Annotated in this window: 16 protein-coding genes; 6 read left to right on the top strand and 10 right to left on the bottom strand. The window is 58.6% G+C overall.

What is annotated here, in order from left to right; genetic code table 11:
- The first annotated feature begins 25 nt into the window (after nucleotides 1-25).
- On the top strand, nucleotides 26-514 hold the full coding sequence (locus Q8R10_RS10640; RefSeq protein WP_305653560.1) for an asparaginase domain-containing protein: 489 nt from the start codon (nucleotides 26-28) through the stop codon (nucleotides 512-514).
- Between the two features lie 507 nt (nucleotides 515-1,021).
- On the opposite strand, the gene Q8R10_RS10635 is transcribed toward Q8R10_RS10640, so the two are convergent.
- The 4 genes from Q8R10_RS10635 to Q8R10_RS10620 all read right to left on the bottom strand — a co-directional run bounded on the left by Q8R10_RS10635 (nucleotide 1,022) and on the right by Q8R10_RS10620 (nucleotide 5,214).
- Nucleotides 1,022-1,789 (bottom strand): amino acid ABC transporter ATP-binding protein, encoded by a 768-nt coding sequence (locus tag Q8R10_RS10635; RefSeq protein ID WP_305653559.1) that lies wholly within the window; start codon nucleotides 1,787-1,789, stop codon nucleotides 1,022-1,024.
- Nucleotides 1,790-1,799: 10 nt separating this feature from the next.
- Nucleotides 1,800-2,897, bottom strand: a complete 1,098-nt coding sequence (locus Q8R10_RS10630) for an amino acid ABC transporter permease (RefSeq protein WP_305653557.1) — start codon at nucleotides 2,895-2,897, stop codon at nucleotides 1,800-1,802.
- 4 nt (nucleotides 2,898-2,901) lie between these two features.
- On the bottom strand, nucleotides 2,902-4,086 hold the full coding sequence (locus Q8R10_RS10625) for an amino acid ABC transporter permease (protein ID WP_305653555.1): 1,185 nt from the start codon (nucleotides 4,084-4,086) through the stop codon (nucleotides 2,902-2,904).
- 99 nt (nucleotides 4,087-4,185) lie between these two features.
- Nucleotides 4,186-5,214: an amino acid ABC transporter substrate-binding protein gene (locus Q8R10_RS10620; RefSeq protein ID WP_305653553.1), complete on the bottom strand. Its 1,029-nt coding sequence runs from the start codon at nucleotides 5,212-5,214 to the stop codon at nucleotides 4,186-4,188.
- 486 nt (nucleotides 5,215-5,700) lie between these two features.
- On the opposite strand from Q8R10_RS10620, the gene Q8R10_RS10615 reads away from it, so the two are divergent.
- The 5 genes from Q8R10_RS10615 (at nucleotide 5,701) to rhlB (ending at nucleotide 11,096) form a co-directional block, all read left to right on the top strand.
- Entirely contained in the window at nucleotides 5,701-6,357 is a 657-nt protein-coding gene (locus Q8R10_RS10615) for an alpha/beta hydrolase (RefSeq protein WP_305653551.1), read from the top strand.
- Nucleotides 6,358-6,555: 198 nt separating this feature from the next.
- The gene (locus Q8R10_RS10610) at nucleotides 6,556-7,494 is read left to right on the top strand and encodes a GGDEF domain-containing protein (RefSeq protein ID WP_305653549.1); all 939 of its coding nucleotides are present in this window, start codon (nucleotides 6,556-6,558) and stop codon (nucleotides 7,492-7,494) included.
- A gap of 375 nt (nucleotides 7,495-7,869) precedes the next feature.
- Nucleotides 7,870-9,030 (top strand): dipeptidase, encoded by a 1,161-nt coding sequence (locus tag Q8R10_RS10605; RefSeq protein WP_305653547.1) that lies wholly within the window; start codon nucleotides 7,870-7,872, stop codon nucleotides 9,028-9,030.
- A gap of 116 nt (nucleotides 9,031-9,146) precedes the next feature.
- Nucleotides 9,147-9,362 (top strand): hypothetical protein, encoded by a 216-nt coding sequence (locus Q8R10_RS10600; RefSeq protein WP_305653545.1) that lies wholly within the window; start codon nucleotides 9,147-9,149, stop codon nucleotides 9,360-9,362.
- Nucleotides 9,363-9,707: 345 nt separating this feature from the next.
- Nucleotides 9,708-11,096 (top strand): ATP-dependent RNA helicase RhlB, encoded by a 1,389-nt coding sequence (gene rhlB / locus Q8R10_RS10595; protein WP_371133323.1) that lies wholly within the window; start codon nucleotides 9,708-9,710, stop codon nucleotides 11,094-11,096.
- Nucleotides 11,097-11,207: 111 nt separating this feature from the next.
- Here rhlB and moaE read toward each other — a convergent pair whose 3' ends face one another.
- The 6 genes from moaE to Q8R10_RS10565 all read right to left on the bottom strand — a co-directional run bounded on the left by moaE (nucleotide 11,208) and on the right by Q8R10_RS10565 (nucleotide 16,175).
- Nucleotides 11,208-11,663: a molybdopterin synthase catalytic subunit MoaE gene (gene moaE / locus Q8R10_RS10590; protein ID WP_305653542.1), complete on the bottom strand. Its 456-nt coding sequence runs from the start codon at nucleotides 11,661-11,663 to the stop codon at nucleotides 11,208-11,210.
- A gap of 4 nt (nucleotides 11,664-11,667) precedes the next feature.
- The gene (locus tag Q8R10_RS10585; protein ID WP_305653541.1) at nucleotides 11,668-11,916 is read right to left on the bottom strand and encodes a MoaD/ThiS family protein; all 249 of its coding nucleotides are present in this window, start codon (nucleotides 11,914-11,916) and stop codon (nucleotides 11,668-11,670) included.
- Nucleotides 11,916-12,422 (bottom strand): cyclic pyranopterin monophosphate synthase MoaC, encoded by a 507-nt coding sequence (gene moaC / locus Q8R10_RS10580; RefSeq protein ID WP_305653539.1) that lies wholly within the window; start codon nucleotides 12,420-12,422, stop codon nucleotides 11,916-11,918. The genes Q8R10_RS10585 and moaC overlap by 1 nt, the downstream gene beginning before the upstream one ends.
- A 384-nt stretch (nucleotides 12,423-12,806) precedes the next feature.
- Nucleotides 12,807-13,103 (bottom strand): hypothetical protein, encoded by a 297-nt coding sequence (locus tag Q8R10_RS10575; protein ID WP_305653537.1) that lies wholly within the window; start codon nucleotides 13,101-13,103, stop codon nucleotides 12,807-12,809.
- Nucleotides 13,104-13,299: 196 nt separating this feature from the next.
- Complete coding sequence (locus Q8R10_RS10570; protein ID WP_305653535.1) at nucleotides 13,300-14,691, bottom strand: PhoH family protein; 1,392 nt, start codon at nucleotides 14,689-14,691, stop codon at nucleotides 13,300-13,302.
- A gap of 362 nt (nucleotides 14,692-15,053) precedes the next feature.
- A complete protein-coding gene (locus tag Q8R10_RS10565) occupies nucleotides 15,054-16,175 on the bottom strand; it encodes a polysaccharide deacetylase family protein (RefSeq protein ID WP_371133318.1) in 1,122 nt (373 codons plus the stop codon).
- Nucleotides 16,176-16,214: the final 39 nt, after the last annotated feature.

Below are 16,214 nucleotides of genomic sequence, written 5' to 3'. Positions count from 1 at the left end.
CCTATTGGCATCAGGACAACCCTTCATGAATATTCAGCTATTTACCACTGGCGGCACCTTCGACAAGGTCTATTACGACGCCCTGTCGGACTTTCAGATCGGCGAGCCGATGGCCGGCGAGATTCTCCGTGAAGCCGCGGTAACCTTTGCCTTCAAGCTTGAGAGCCTGCTGAAAAAAGACAGCCTGGAGCTGACCGACGAAGACCGCCAGCTGATCCGCGCCAAAGTCGCCGCCTGCCCGGCCCGGCACATAGTCATCATCCACGGCACCGACACCATGACCTTGACCGCTGACGTGCTGAAAGACATCCCTGGCAAGGTGATCCTCTTTACCGGCGCCATGCAGCCCGCACGCATGCGCAGCACCGACGCGCCGTTCAACCTCGGCGTGGCCATAGGCGCTTTGCAATGTTTGAGCGACGGCGTGTATATCGCCATGAGCGGACGAATTTTCGAGGCCGGTAAGGTACAAAAAAATCGCGCCGCCGGCTGTTTTGAACAGACCAATAGCTAAGCCGGCAGCCTAGCAGCCTGTCGGACTTAACGCTGTTCTACTGCGGAAAAGCCGGACTTGGTCATTTTCTGCGCTCTTTCTCGTTGAATAGAATGACTATTCGCCTCAAAAGAACGCAAAAACTGCCTCAAACCGGCCTTTCCCTCGCTACGAACGGTCAAATCCGACAGGCTGCTAGGTTCTGTTGACGTAAGCGCGCCGTTAGCGGCAAAGCTGACTGCAACGACTGCGCATCAGCGCCGCACAAACGGCTTGCGCAAAGTCGCTACGCCAGCGTGCTCCAGCGCCTGCTCGACCAAAGCGGGATCAAGCAATAAATCCAGCCCACTAATGGAGCTGGGTGGAGGCGATGTTGTGAGTCAGCTCCAGTGCCCGAGCGAGACGCATAAAAAAATCCGATACCAGTACAGGCATCGGATTTTGATTTGTTGCGGCCAAAGGTCAAGCGATAGGGTTTAACTGATCGGCATTAGCCTGTTTTGGCTCGCTTTTTCAACCCAGCGCTCCTCAGTGCAGGATCTGACTGAGGAACAGCTTGGTCCGCTCGTTCTGCGGGCTGTCGAAGAACTCGTGAGGCGGCGCCTCTTCGATGATCTCGCCCTTGTCCATAAAGATCACCCGGTTCGCCACGGTGCGGGCAAAGCCCATCTCGTGGGTCACGCAGAGCATAGTCATGCCGTCCTGAGCCAGACTGACCATGGTGTCCAGCACCTCCTTGACCATTTCCGGGTCGAGGGCCGAGGTCGGTTCATCGAACAGCATGATCTTCGGCTGCATGCACAGCGCCCGGGCGATGGCTACACGCTGCTGCTGACCGCCGGAGAGTTGCCCCGGGTACTTGAGGGCCTGCTCCGGAATTTTCACCCGTTCAAGAAAGTGCATGGCAATTTCTTCGGCCTTGCGCTTGGGCATCTTGCGCACCCACATGGGCGACAGGGTGCAGTTTTGCAGCACAGTGAGGTGCGGGAACAGATTGAAGTGCTGGAAGACCATGCCCACTTCGCTGCGGATCGCCTCGATGTGTTTGAGGTCGCCGGTCAGTTCGGTGCCATTCACCACGATGCGCCCCTGCTGGTGTTCTTCCAGGCGGTTGAGGCAGCGAATGGTGGTGGACTTGCCCGAACCGGACGGGCCGCAGAGCACGATGCGCTCACCCGACTGCACATTCAGGTTGATGTCTTTCAGCACGTGGAACTGGCCGTACCACTTGTGTACGCCCTGCATTTGAATCATGCCCGGCACCGCGCTGGCCGGCTGTTTGATCGCTTCACTCATGGGTTAACTCCTAACGCTTGTGGCCTCGGTCCAACTTACGCTCCAAATGCATGGAGTAGCGGGACATACCGAAACAGAAGATCCAAAAAACCAGGGCGGCGAACACATAGCCCTCGGTGGCCATGCCCAGCCAGGCGGGGTCGGTGGTGGCCTGTTTGATGCTGTTCAACAGGTCGAACAGACCGATGATGATCACCAGACTAGTGTCCTTGAACAGGGCGATAAAGGTGTTGACGATGCCCGGAATCACCAGCTTGAGCGCCTGCGGCAAAATCACCAGACCCATCATCCGCCAGTAGCCCAGGCCGATGGCGGCAGCGGCTTCGTACTGCCCCTTGGGAATCGCTTGCATGCCACCACGCACCACCTCCGCGACATACGCCGACTGGAACAGGATCACACCAATCAGTGCGCGCATCAGCTTGTCGAAGCTCAAGCCCTCCGGGAGAAACAACGGCAGCATCACCGAGGACATAAACAGCACGGTGATCAACGGCACACCGCGCCAGAACTCGATGAAGGTGACGCACAGCACGCGGATCGCCGGCATGTCCGAACGCCGTCCAAGTGCCAGCAAGATGCCCAGCGGCAATGCCCCGGCGATGCCCACGGTGGCAATCACCAGGGTCAGCATCAGCCCGCCCCATTGGCTGGTCTCTACCGTGCTCAGGCCAAAGAAGCCGCCGTGCAACAGCCAGTAGGCCAGCAGCGGATATATGACCAGGAAGCACAGCCCATAGACAGCTTTGCGCGGCATCGCCGGGATAAACAGCGGCGCCGCGCCGAGGATTGCCAGCCAAGCGCTGAGATCAACGCGCCAACGCAGCTCGGAGGGGTAGAAACCGTACATGAACTGGCCGAAACGCTGCTGGATAAACACCCAGCAGGCGCCCTCGCCGGTGCAGTCGGCGCGGGTGGTGCCGCTCCAGTCGGCTTGGATAAACGCCCACTGCAGCAGTGGCGGGACGATCAGCCAAACCAGGTAGATGGCCAAGAGCGTCAGCAGGGTGTTGAACCAACTGGAGAGCAGATGGGCGCGTACCCAGCCAAGTACGCCGACACTCAAGCGTGGCGGCGGTAAATCCGGTTGAAAGGTATGGGTTGTCATGCGCCTATCTCTCCACCAGCGCCATGCGCTTGTTGTACCAGTTCATCACCATTGAAATGCTGATGCTGATAGCCAGGTACACACTCATGGTAATGGCAATCACCTCGATCGCCTGTCCGGTCTGGTTGAGCACCGTGCCGGCAAACAGCGACACCATGTCCGGGTAACCGATACCGGCGGCCAGCGAGGAGTTCTTGGCCAAGTTCAGGTACTGGCTGGTCAACGGCGGAATGATCACCCGCAGTGCTTGCGGGACTATCACCAAGCGCAACGTCGAGCCGGGTCGCAGCCCCAGGGAGCGTGCGGCTTCGGTCTGGCCATGGCTGACCGACTGAATACCGGAACGCACGATCTCGGCAATAAAGGCGGCGGTGTAGATCGTCAGCGCCAGCAGCAGCGCCATCAACTCGGGAATCATCACCCAACCGCCGCGGAAGTTGAAACCTTGCAACACCGGAACGGTCCAGTGGAACGGGTCACCGAAGGCTAAAACGCTCAACCCCGGAATCACGCTCAGCAGCGCCAGGCTGATCCACAGAACCGGGAAGCCCGCACCCCGCTCTTCGCGCCGCACCTTGCCCCAGCGAACCAGGAAAATGACCGCGACCACCGCGAGCGCGAGAGCCAGCAAGAACGGCCAAAGCCCCTCGGCAACCGTCGGTGACGGCATGTTCAAGCCGCGGTTGCTGAGGAACACGCTGTCGCCCAAGCTTATGCTCTGCCGCGGCCCCGGCAGGGGCAGCATCACCGCGAAATACCAGAAGAAGATCTGTAGCAGCGGTGGAATATTGCGAAAGGTCTCGATATAGACCGTGGCGAGCGTACTGATCAGCCAGTTCGACGACAGCCGCGCGATGCCAATGATAAAGCCGAGAATGGTCGCACAGACGATGCCGATGACCGACACCAGCAAGGTGTTGAACAAACCGATGACGAACACCCGGGCGTAGGTATCGCTTTCCGTGTAGCTGATCAGGTGTTGCGCAATACCGAAACCGGCACTGTTATTCAGGAAGTCAAAACCGGAAATAATCCCTCGTGCGGCCAGGTTTTGTTGCGTGTTGTTGAACAGGTACCAGCCGAACGCCACGACGGCGATAACGGTAAGAATCTGGAATAGCCACGCGCGGACTTGCGGATCGGTCCACACCGAACCCCGAGGACGCGGGACATTAGCAGTAGTTTGCATAACAGCCCTCTTGGAAGCCCCACGCCCGCAAGTGCGGGCGCAGGGTTCACGGAATCAAGAACAAGCGACGCTGCAGAACCGCAGCGCCGCCGCAGATGGTCAGCGCACCGGCGGTGCGTATTGCAGACCACCTTTGTTCCACAGAGCATTGATGCCACGTTCGATCTTCAGGTCGCTGCCGGCACCGACGTTGCGATCGAAGATTTCCGCGTAGTTACCGACTTGTTTGACGATCTGTACTGCCCAATCTTTCGGCAGCTTCAGATCCTTGCCAAACTCACCCTCAGTGCCGAGCAGGCGGGCGATATCCGGGTTCTTAGTGGTTTTGGCCATGTCCACGACGTTCTTCGAGGTGATGCCCAGCTCTTCGGCGTTTAATTGAGCGAACAGCGTCCAACGCACGATTTTGAACCACTCATCATCACCCTGACGCACCGCCGGGCCCAGCGGCTCTTTGGAGATCACTTCCGGCAGCACCACGTACTGATCCGGCGCGGCCAGCTTGATGCGCTGCGCATAGAGTTGCGATTGGTCGGAGGTCAGCACGTCGCAACGACCGGCTTCCACCGATTTGGCGCTCTCATCGGAAGTATCGTAGGTGATGGGGGTGTACTTCAGGCCATTGGCGCGAAAGTAGTCGGAGAGGTTCAGTTCGGTGGTGGTGCCGGCCTGAATGCAGACGGTGGCGCCATCGAGTTCCTTGGCACTGGAGACACCCAGTTTTTTGTTCACCAGGAAACCTTGGCCGTCGTAATAGGTCACGCCAGTAAAGCTCAGACCCATGGCCGCATCACGCGAGCTGGTCCAGGTGCTGTTGCGCGATAGAATGTCGACTTCACCAGACTGCAACGCCGTGAAGCGCTCCTTGGCCGTCAGCGGGCTGAACTTGACCTTGCTGGCATCGCCGAACACTGCGGCGGCCACCGCACGACAAACATCCACGTCGATGCCCAGGTAGTTGCCCTTGGCGTCAGCGTAGGAGAAACCCGGCAAGCCATCACTAATACCGCACTGCACGAAGCCTTTTTTCTTCACCGCATCCAGGGTTGCGCCTGCCTGAGCGAAGCTGCTGACGCCGAGCACCGCTGCCGCGGTCAGCACAGCCAGGGTGGATTTCATCATCTTCATTAGTAAAACCTCCAGTCGTTGTTGTTGTGTTTGGAGTCTCGGCCCTACCGCCGTACCCTTATGAGGCACGCTCAACCCGCTCGATAGCAGCAGAGTCAACCGGGGTGCAGACCTAAGGAGTGAGTCTAGTTGGCGAAAGTCCTCTCAGCCAAAACTTCACCCTCGCCCATTGGTTAAATGGATTGCAGAGAGATCATCTCGTTCGCTTGCGCGCCAACCTAGGACGCTTGACGAATCTACAGAGGAAGCTTGCGTCGGTTTTTTTTGCCTGTGGCAGCGCCCAAAAAATCGCAGTGTTACCGCCGCTGGGTTTTGCGATCAGGCAGCGAGAAACAGCAAGATCCGCACCAACCCATCCAAGAAAGCAACATTCCGGCAGGTCAAGAGCAAAACTTGTAACCTTGCGACAGTTTCTTCACAGACTCGCCAAGCCCGCGGCGAATCCACGCCCGGTCTGAGGGCGCTCGCACCCCACTGGAACCGCTCATGCACGAACCACTGATACTTCAGCCCACACACGCCGCCGATGCCTGCGTCATTTGGCTGCACGGCTTGGGCGCCGACCGTTACGACTTTATGCCGGTGGCCGAGGCCTTACAGCAACGGTTGCCGAGCACCCGCTTTGTCTTGCCGCAAGCGCCGACCCGTGCTGTGACCATCAATGGCGGCTACGCCATGCCCAGCTGGTACGACATCCTGGCCATGAGCCCGGCACGGGCAATCAATCGCGAGCAACTGGAAGCCTCAACCCAGCAAATCATCCAACTGATCGAGGCGCAACGCGACAGCGGCATCAATCCGGCACGGATCATTCTCGCCGGTTTCTCCCAAGGCGGCGCAGTGGTACTGCACACCGCGTTTCTGCGCTGGACCGGGCCACTCGGCGGGGTATTGGCGCTGTCGACCTATGCACCGACCTTCAGCGAAGAGCTGCAACTGCCGGCCGATAAAAAACAACTGCCGGTGTATTGCCTGCATGGCCGTTTCGATGATGTGGTGCTGCCCGCCATGGGCCGCTCCGCCCACGATTATTTACTCAGCCAAGGCGTGCCGGTCACCTGGCAGGACTACCCGATGAGCCATGAAGTGCTGAGCGAAGAAATCCAAGACATCGGCACCTGGCTGGCCACTGTATTACGCTGAAGCGCTCATGCTGCGCCGCCCAACAGCCGCCCGCGGCGCGGCATGACTGGCAAGTCCAAACTTGACCATCGGTCGGATTAGCCCATACGCGAATTTGTCATATACCGAACTCGCAACTATGGTCAGCGCAAATACCCCATAGACAGGGAAGTTTGCTATGCCCGTGCTTTTTAGTCGCCCGCGCACGTCGCCAACCCGATGAGAGCCATGCAGCAGCAGCCCGACCTGCAACAGGTTATGCAGCTGCGGTTGTTCCAGAATGTTGCCGTCAGCAGCCTGAGTCAGCTGCTGAAAAGCTTTCGACTCTGCGAATACCAGCCCGGCGAGATTCTGCTCTCGCCCTTTAAACGCAACCAATACCTGTACTTACTGCTTGAAGGCCAACTCAAGGTCTACCTCGGCTCGCTCGACAACCACCCAGTCAGCACCCTGGAGCCCGGAGATTGCGCCGGCGAAGTCAGCTTTATCGACAACCAGACACCCTCTGCCTATGTACTGGCCATGAGTCGAGCACGGGTGCTGCGTCTGCCACGCAAAACCCTGAGCAGCCTGCTTAGCTGCTCACCGCAACTGACGCAGAACCTCTTGGAGTTGCTCTGCCAGCGCGTACGCCAAGGCAACCAAAGCATTCTCGACAGCGAACAGCACGCCAATCTCGACACCCTCACCGGCTGCTACAACCGCCGCTGGCTGGAGCATGTATTTGAGCGTGAAAGCACCCGCTGCGCCTTCAATGAACACCCCCTGTCGATGCTGATGTTAGATGTTGACCGGTTCAAAAACTACAACGACCAACACGGCCATCTGGCCGGCGACTACGCCTTGAGTCTGGTTGCCCATACGCTGCGTAACCAACTGCGCCCCAAAGACAGCATGATCCGTTATGGCGGTGAGGAGTTTGTAATTCTGCTGCCTGACATTGCCACCGACGAAGGCCGCCGCATTGGCCAGCGCTTGCGCGAAAGCCTGCAACAAATTCCTGCGTTTTACTCACCGATTGGCCCGCTGCCGGGCGTCACAGTATCGATCGGCCTGGCCCAACTGCACCCGCGCGACAGCCTGGAAAACCTCATCGCACGCGCCGATAGCGCGCTCTATCAGGCCAAACAACAAGGCCGCAACTGCCTATGCGGCTAAGTTTGCGCGGCTAACCGGTTGCGCTTAACAGGCCGTTGAAAAATGTAGGCGAGGCAACCGAGACAAGACGCAACGCAGCCGAGTAACAACCGAAGGTTGGCCCGTAGGGCAAGCGAAGCGCAGTCAAAACAGGCGCAACGTAGCGAAGCGCAGTAACAGCCGCAGGCTGGCCCGCAGGGCGAGCACAGCGAGTCAAAAGCGGAGTTTACGTGCTGTAAATGAGCATTTGATTCGCGTTGCTCACCCCTTCGGGGCCGCGCTAAAGCGCGTTCAGCCTGTGGCTGTGAGCCTGTTTTTAACGCGGTATCGGCAACGTAGGTAGTTTTTCAACGGCCTGTTAGAGTGCCCGACATAAGAATAATCGGAGCCACTCCCATGCGTAAAATCGTCCTCAGCCTGAGTGCTCTACTGCTGCTTGGCGCCACGATCTTTTTCAGCTTGCCGAAAGTGCTCGACTGGCACATGAACAGCGCCGCCAGCCCGGCGCCCTACCCGGCCAGCAGCGTGGCGCAAGCGTTGCATAACAGCCTGTTTATCGCCGACATGCACGACGATGCCCTGCTCTGGCAACGTGATCTGCTTAAACGCCTCGACTACGGCCACTCCGATCTGCCGCGTCTGCTGCAAGCTAACGTCGCCTTGCAAGTGTTCTCCACAGTGACCAAAACCCCGCGCGGGCTTAATTACGAGCGCAACGGCGCCGACAGCGACAACATTACCCTGCTGGTGATGGCCCAGCGCTGGCCGCGCAAAACCTGGACCAGCCTGCTGGAGCGGGCGCTCTACCAGAGTGAAAAGCTGCACCAGGCGGTGGCCGCCAGTGACGGCAAACTGCTGCTGATTCAACGCAAATCAGAGCTGGAGCGCTTCATCGTTGAACGCCAGCAACAACCCGAGCGCTTGGCCGCAGTGCTGGCCACCGAAGGCCTGCACCCACTGGAAGGCCAACTGGGCAACATCGACCGGCTCTACGACGCCGGCTTTCGCATTACCGGACTGACGCATTTTTTTGATAACGAAGTCGGCGGCTCCGCCCATGGCATCAACAAGGGCGGGCTCACCCCCTTTGGTCGCCAGGTGATCCAGCGTCTGGAAGAAAAACACATATTGATCGACCTGGCCCATGCCTCGCGGCCCTTGATTGACGACGTACTGGCCATGGCCACCCGCCCGCTGCTGGTCTCCCACACGGGCGTGGAAGGCACCTGCCCCGGCACCCGTAATTTAAGTGACGCCCACTTGCAGCGGATTGCCGCCACCGGCGGGGTGATTGGCATCGGTTATTGGGACACTGCAGTCTGCGACACCTCGGTGGCCGCCATAGTTCGGGCCATTCGCTATACCAGCGATAAGATTGGTGTCGAGCATGTTGGCCTGGGTTCCGATTTTGACGGCAGCATCCATGCGCCCTTTGACGTCACCGGCCTTGCCCAGCTGACCGAAGGCCTGCTCAAAGCTGGTTTTAACCAGCAAGAGATTGCCGCTATCATGGGCGGCAATGTGCTGCGACTGCTGCTGGCGAATCTGCCGGAGTAACCCGTCGCCACCAAGAACAGGGCATACTGGCGACTTTAGCGCAGGCTTTGCCGTTTATGCCCAAGCTTGTGCCTCGCCCCTTGAATACACCTTGAATACACACAGCAGGATTAAACATGGCCAAGCCCAATTACTCGTTCGAAAAACGCCAGAAAGAAATCGCCAAGAAGAAGAAGCAAGAAGAAAAAATGGCCGAAAAGCGCCTGCGCAAAGCCAATCCCGATGGTGAGCAATTGCCCGCTGACGACCTTGAAAGCAGCACTGACGCGGATGCCGATGCAACTGCCGAGACTGCCGCCGACGACAGCGCCGAGCCAAGCAACCAGGCCTAAGCTCTACAGCGCCGGGGCGCGGCAATCCGCCGAACGCCCCAAGCGTGCCCACCGCTAAACCCTCGCAGTTATTCCGTACCAACAGCAAGCCCGCCCAACCTCGCTGAACAGCAGCTCGACGCTTAATCGCGCTCACCGCTCAATACTTCACGCCGACCAACTCGCTGCAGCGCCGCCAGCCAATCCACGCTGGTGTGGCACTTCGCCGCGCAAGCATCTTGCTTTACACTGCAGGCGTTCATTCCTTAATCAATTGATGAGATCACCTTGCTCAAAGCACTCAAGAAAATCTTTGGCAAAGGCCCAACTCCACTGCCAGCTGCAGTTGTTGCGCCAACTTCTCCGGTGATTGCCCAGGCGGCCCGTGAGCCACAGCCCAGCCGCCCACGTAAACCCCGCGCAACTGCAGCGTCCAGCGCCAGCGCCGTCGAGAGCAGCGCAGAGCAGCATCTGAGCAACGCCAGCGCGCCGGCCAAACCGGCCAATCCGCGCCGTGAACGCCCGATCAAAGTCATCGACACCTGGAAGCTTGAGGATTTTGTGGTTGAGCCGGCCGAGGGCAAGACCCGCTTTCACGACTTCAAGCTGGCCCCCGAGTTGATGCATGCCATTCAAGACCTCGGCTTCCCTTACTGCACGCCGATTCAAGCCCAGGTGTTGGGCTACACCCTGGCCGGCAAAGACGCCATCGGCCGGGCCCAAACCGGCACCGGTAAAACCGCCGCGTTCCTGGTCTCGATCATTACCCAGTTGCTCAATACCCCACCGCCGAAAGAGCGTTACATGGGCGAGCCACGGGCATTGATCATCGCGCCAACTCGCGAGCTGGTGGTGCAAATTGCCAGCGATGCCGCCAACCTGACCAAATACACCGGTCTGAATGTGATGTCCTTTGTCGGCGGGATGGATTTCGACAAGCAACTCAAGCGCCTCGAGTCGTGCTTTTGCGACATTCTGGTGGCAACTCCAGGTCGCCTGCTCGACTTCAACCAGCGCGGCGAAGTGCACCTGGACATGGTTGAGGTGATGGTCCTCGACGAGGCCGACCGCATGCTCGACATGGGCTTTATCCCGCAGGTACGGCAGATCATCCGCCAGACTCCGAACAAGGATGAGCGGCAGACCCTGCTGTTCTCCGCCACCTTCACCGAAGAGGTGATGAGCCTGGCCAAACAATGGACCACCGACCCGGCCATAGTCGAGATCGAAGCCACTGGCCTGGCCAACGCCAGTGTTGAGCAGCATGTGTATGCCGTGGCCGGCAGCGACAAGTACAAGCTGCTCTACAACCTGATCAAACAGAACAACTGGACGCGGGTGATGGTGTTCGCCAACCGCAAAGACGAAGTGCGGCGCATCGAAGAGCGCCTGACTCGCGACGGCATCAGCGCCGTGCAGATGTCTGGCGACGTGCCGCAGCACAAGCGCATCAAGGCGTTGGAAGATTTCCGCGAAGGGCGGATTTGTGTGATGGTCGCCACCGACGTGGCCGGGCGGGGCATTCACGTTGACGGCATCAGCCACGTGATCAACTTCACCCTGCCCGAGACCCCCGACGACTATGTGCACCGCATCGGTCGCACCGGCCGTGCCGGCGCCAGCGGCACCTCGATCAGCTTCGCCGGTGAGGACGATGCCTATGCCCTGCCGCCGATCGAGGCACTACTGGGGCACAAGATCAACTGCGAACAACCGCCGACTGAACTGCTGATCGCGGTGCCACGCAAGCACTGACCAGGACTCGGGTGGATGACCTTCACCCATCCACCCGAATCAGCGTGGTGGGTTACGCGGCGCACGGACTGCCCGGTGGGTTTTGCATCTGCGTAGAGCCGCTAACCCACCCTACGGTTTGTCCCAGCGCTGGGCGGCATCTTTGTCGCTACAGCGCCCCTCAACCCAACGCGGGCCATCGCCGCCTTGCTCTTGCTTCCAGAACGGCGCTCGGGTTTTCAGGTAGTCCATCACGAAGTTGCAGGCATCGAACGCGGCCTGGCGGTGGGCGCTGGCGGTGCCGACAAAAACTATCGGCTCGCCCGGCTGCAATTGGCCAATCCGGTGCAAAATCTCCAAACGCAGCAACGGCCAACGCTGTTCGGCCTCGGCGGCGATTTTCGCCAGGGCCTTTTCAGTCATACCGGGATAATGTTCAAGAAACATTCCGGCCACTTCTCGCCCCTCGTTAAAGTCGCGAACGTAGCCGACAAAGCCCAGCGCTGCGCCAATCCCGACATTCGCCGCGTGCAACGCATTCAACTCGGCGCCTGGATCGAACGCCTCAACCTGTACGCGAATGCGCATCGTCTTAACCTCCAGTGACAGTGGGGAAAAACGCCACTTCGTCACCATCTGTCAGCGGCTCGCTCAGGCTGCAAAGCTCCTGGTTGCGTGCACACATCAGATTTTGCTCGGCCAACAAGGCCCAGACGCCACCACGAGCCAGCAATAACAGCCGCACATCATCCAGCGTGGCCAGCTCGCTGACCCAACTCAACTGCTCACCGTCAATCCCCAACGCCTCGCGGTAGCGGGCAAAATACTGCACCTGAATCATTATTCTGCCTCCGCGCTGTTGGTCATCAACTCGCTGCTGGTATCCAGTTGATAGTGGCCGCTCTTGCCGCCGAGCTTTTCCAGCAACCGTATCGACTCAATGACCATGCCGCGATCAACCGCCTTGCACATATCATAAATAGTCAGGGCGGCGATGCTGGCGGCGGTCAAGGCCTCCATTTCCACACCGGTCTGCCCGGCCAACTTGCAGCGGGCGGTAATCCGCACGGCATCCAAACCCTGCGCGACCAGTTCAACCTTAACGCCGGTCAGCAGCAGCGGGTGGCACAGCGGGATGAGATCGGAGGTTTTTTTGGCCGCCTGAATGCCGGCTATCCGCGCCACCGCGAACACATCGCCCTTGGGGTGACCGCCCTGCACTATCAATTGCAAGGTTTCGGGGCGCATACGCACGAGCGCTTCGGCCACCGCCTCACGAAAGGTCGCCGACTTGTCGGTGACGTCGACCATATTGGCGTGGCCTTGGGAATCAAGATGAGTCAGCACAGGCTTGCTCCGAGTTAGGAGCGACAATTCTACCCCTCGAACCAGGCGATGGGCACACACAGACGACAATCCTCTACGCCGCTGCGCTGCGGTAAATGGCCACACCGGCACAGCGCAATCGCCGGCGGGCATTAATGATAATAAATCGCGCATTGCACTTATTGTATGAATCCAGCAGCAATATAAAAATCATTAATGACTATGGACAACAGCACTTCGAGATAGTTTTATCACAAGCAATAAATTTTATAAGTGCGCCAACCCCAAACAAAAACAATGCAATCCAAAGATTTAACTGCTACTGTGCATGCAGTCTAACTTGGCCTATAATTTTGGCGTGCGTTTATCGCCAAGTACACTAGCGTCATAACTAGTCCACTTCACTTACGCAAAGAGAACGATTATGCAAATTAAAAATATCGCTATTTCCGCCCTTATCCTCAGCACCTTGGCGTTTGCTGGCTGCGACAAGAAAGAAGCAGCACCTACTGCCGCCCCAGCTGCAACCGAAGCTCCGGCTGCTCCTGCCACCGCCCCAGCTACTGAAGTGGCTCCAGCGCCTGAAGCTGCACCTGCTAAGTAACTATTGCTTAGTACAAAGGAGAGCCTCGGCTCTCCTTTTTTATTAGTAAAATTCACCACCGCTATTGTCAGCAATACAATGCCCTCCCGCTTAATCATCCGTCGCTCTATTGTTTATATTCCCTCTCAAGCACGCGACTCAAACCGCCAGCATTAACCACAATCAGCGTATGAGATTTCCTGATCGCTCCTGCGCAATATTCCGGTTAGCCCGAAGGAGCCGGCATACCCACATCCCTGTGGATCACACGCCGAGCAGCTCGCGCAATGACATACCCGCGGCCTATTTCACCCCTCACATATTAGCTTCAGCAAACTCGGCCAATACTGAGCGCGGCACCCCTTGCAAGGTGATATGTACGCCATGGGGGAAGTCTTTGAAGCGCTCGGTCAGGTACGTCAGCCCCGAGCTGGGCGCCGACAGATAGGGCGTATCGATCTGCGCCAAGTTGCCCAGACACACCACTTTAGAGCCGGTGCCGGCGCGGGTGATGATGGTTTTCATCTGGTGCGGGGTGAGGTTCTGGCATTCATCGATGAGGATCAGGCTCTGCTGAAAGCTGCGTCCACGAATGTAGTTGAGCGACTTAAACTGCAGCGGCACTTTTTGCAGAATGTAGTCGACACTGCCGTGGGTGTTCTCGTCATCCATATGCAGCGCTTCGAGGTTATCGGTGATGGCGCCGAGCCAAGGCTCCATCTTCTCCGCCTCGGTGCCGGGCAGAAAACCAATTTCCTGATCCAGCCCCTGCACGCTGCGGGTGGCGATAATGCGCCGGTAACGCTTGCTGACCATGGTCTGCTCGATAGCCGCCGCTAGGGCCAGAATGGTCTTGCCCGAGCCCGCCGCACCGGTCAGATTGACCAGGTGAATATCCGGGTCGAGCAAGGCATACAGCGCCAGACTCTGATAAATATCCCGCGGTCTTAGGCCCCAGGCTTCCTGATGCAACAAGGGCTCTTGATGCAAATCGAGAATCAAAATCTCCGCACCTTTAATACCCTTGATCCAGCCGACGAAGCCCTGTTCATCAATGATGAATTCATTGATATGCACCGACGGCAAGTTATCGATCAACTGCACCAGGTGCCAGGTGCGGCCGTGATCCTGACGGGTATCGACCTTGCTGACCCGGTCCCAGAACGAGCCACTGAGGTTGTGATAGCCCTTGGGCAGCAGTGAGATATCATCGACCAACTGATCGGTGTGATAGTCCTCGGCTTCAATCCCGCAGGCCCGCGCCTTCAGGCGCATGTTGATGTCTTTGGTCACCAGCACCACGGCCACACCAGCGCGGGCGGCTTGCAGTTCGACCAACTGGTTGATGATTTTGTTGTCGTTGAGGTCCTCTGGCAAACCGGTCAGCGGCCCCGCGTGCTTGCTCATCAAAATCGACAAAAACCCGCAAGGCCCGCTTTTTTCCCGCTGGATCGGCACGCCGCGCTCGACGTCTTCAGGCTTGGCGCCGCCGAGAATCTTGTCGATCAAACGAATCGCCTGGCGACATTCCGCCGCCACGCCCTGCTTGCCGGTTTTCAGTTTGTCCAACTCCTCCAATACCGTCATTGGAATAGCGACGTGGTGCTCCTGAAAATTCAGCAAGGCATTCGGGTCGTGAATCAGCACGTTGGTATCGAGGGCGTAGAGAGTTGGCGCTGTGGGGCTGACGCGTCCGTGGTTGTCCATACTCGGTCACCTTCTTGCTAGGGCCAGAGAACGCAGTGCCAAAAATGCACTGCGCCGCAGAAAGACCGTCGTGTTCGCGACAAAGCCACGAGACAGAGCAAACCAGAGCAAGGCCGAGCGCGCGGCGGAGCTGACGAACAGCCCAAGCGGTAGGGCGCACCACGACCGCCACCGGTGTTGCCGGGTTCGACGGTCTAACTAATTGATAGCGCAAATTTGATGACACGAATAGCGGCATTGCAGAGTTTTGACAGATATTTTACTGGCCCTGACCGCGCAACAGACTGCAGGCCGCGTGCTGCGCCGGCTCAGCGCGGTTGCTAGCGATAGTCGTGACAGTCTTGCCAGCTCAGGCCACTGCCCTAGCGATAGTCATGACAGTCCTGCCAACGCAGGCCACTGCCCCGAGTGGCCTGCACTAACCAAGGCACCGCCACGGGCGCCTTGCTATGGATGTCGTGGAACAGAATCACCCCACGGCGCCACAACAACATCAAGGTGAGAACGCGCTGTCCGGCGGCATCGGCGCTGACTTTATTGCTCCAGTCTTGCGAGTCGATATTCCACAGCCCGACCTGCAAGCCTTGCTGCTGAAAGAACCCGCCGCTATCGGCTAAACGCTGACCATAGGGCGGCCGAAACCAGGCTACGTAGCTGTCCGGCAGGCTTTGTCGCAGCAAGGCGTTGCTGCGGCTCACCGAGCCCTGCCATTCACTCCACTGGCTGTGGGACTCGTGCTGCCAGCCATGCAGCCCGACGCATTGGCCGGCATACAAGCCTTGCAGAGCCGCCGCGGAAGTCTTCTGCAAGCGCGCCTGCACGCTGCTGCCCAGCACATAGAAAATCCCGGTTAACTTTTGCTCAGCCAGGGTCGTCAGCAGCCGGTCGCTGTTGCCATGGCTGGCGGTTGGACCGTCGTCGAAGCTCAATAAAAACTGCCGATCAGCCAGTTCGTCGCCGTTATGCTCAAGGTCTGAGAACAGCGCGATTTCGCTGCTGACTTTGGGGAACAAGGCCGCGAGGCGCAGTTGCTCATTCAGATAACTGCGATGAAAGTCCGCGCTCGACTGCGCCCAGGCGGCGAACGGCGGCGCGATCAATAACTGACTCGCCTGCTGGCGCAGCGTGGTCAGGTCGGTCACCGGCGGACAAAATGCCGTGTCCTGGCGGCAACTGAGCTGCGCCCGTTGGTAGTTCTGCAGCAGCCGCGCCCAGAAGCGCTGACGCACCGTCTGCAGCGAATTCAGACTGATCTGTTTAATCCCCAGTTGCTGTTTCAAAGCCGCCTCATCACGGCTTTCACTGACCAGCAGCGCCTTGGCGAACATCAGTATTTCTGCCCGTGAAGCGGTATCGAAGGCCGCTGGACTGTTTAGCTGTTGCGGCCAACTGGCTCTATCCACGGTGGCCATGGTCTGCGGCCCGGCGGCGTACACCGCACTGGCCAGCAGGCCGACAGCCAAGAGTAAAACTCGAAACATCATGGGGTTCCCCCTGAAACAACAACGCGCCTAACAAGGCGC

Origin of the sequence: Pseudomonas sp. (genome assembly GCF_030698175.1) — a bacterium.
GTDB lineage: Bacteria > Pseudomonadota > Gammaproteobacteria > Pseudomonadales > Pseudomonadaceae > Aquipseudomonas.
This window is presented reverse-complemented; position numbering and strand designations above follow the sequence as displayed.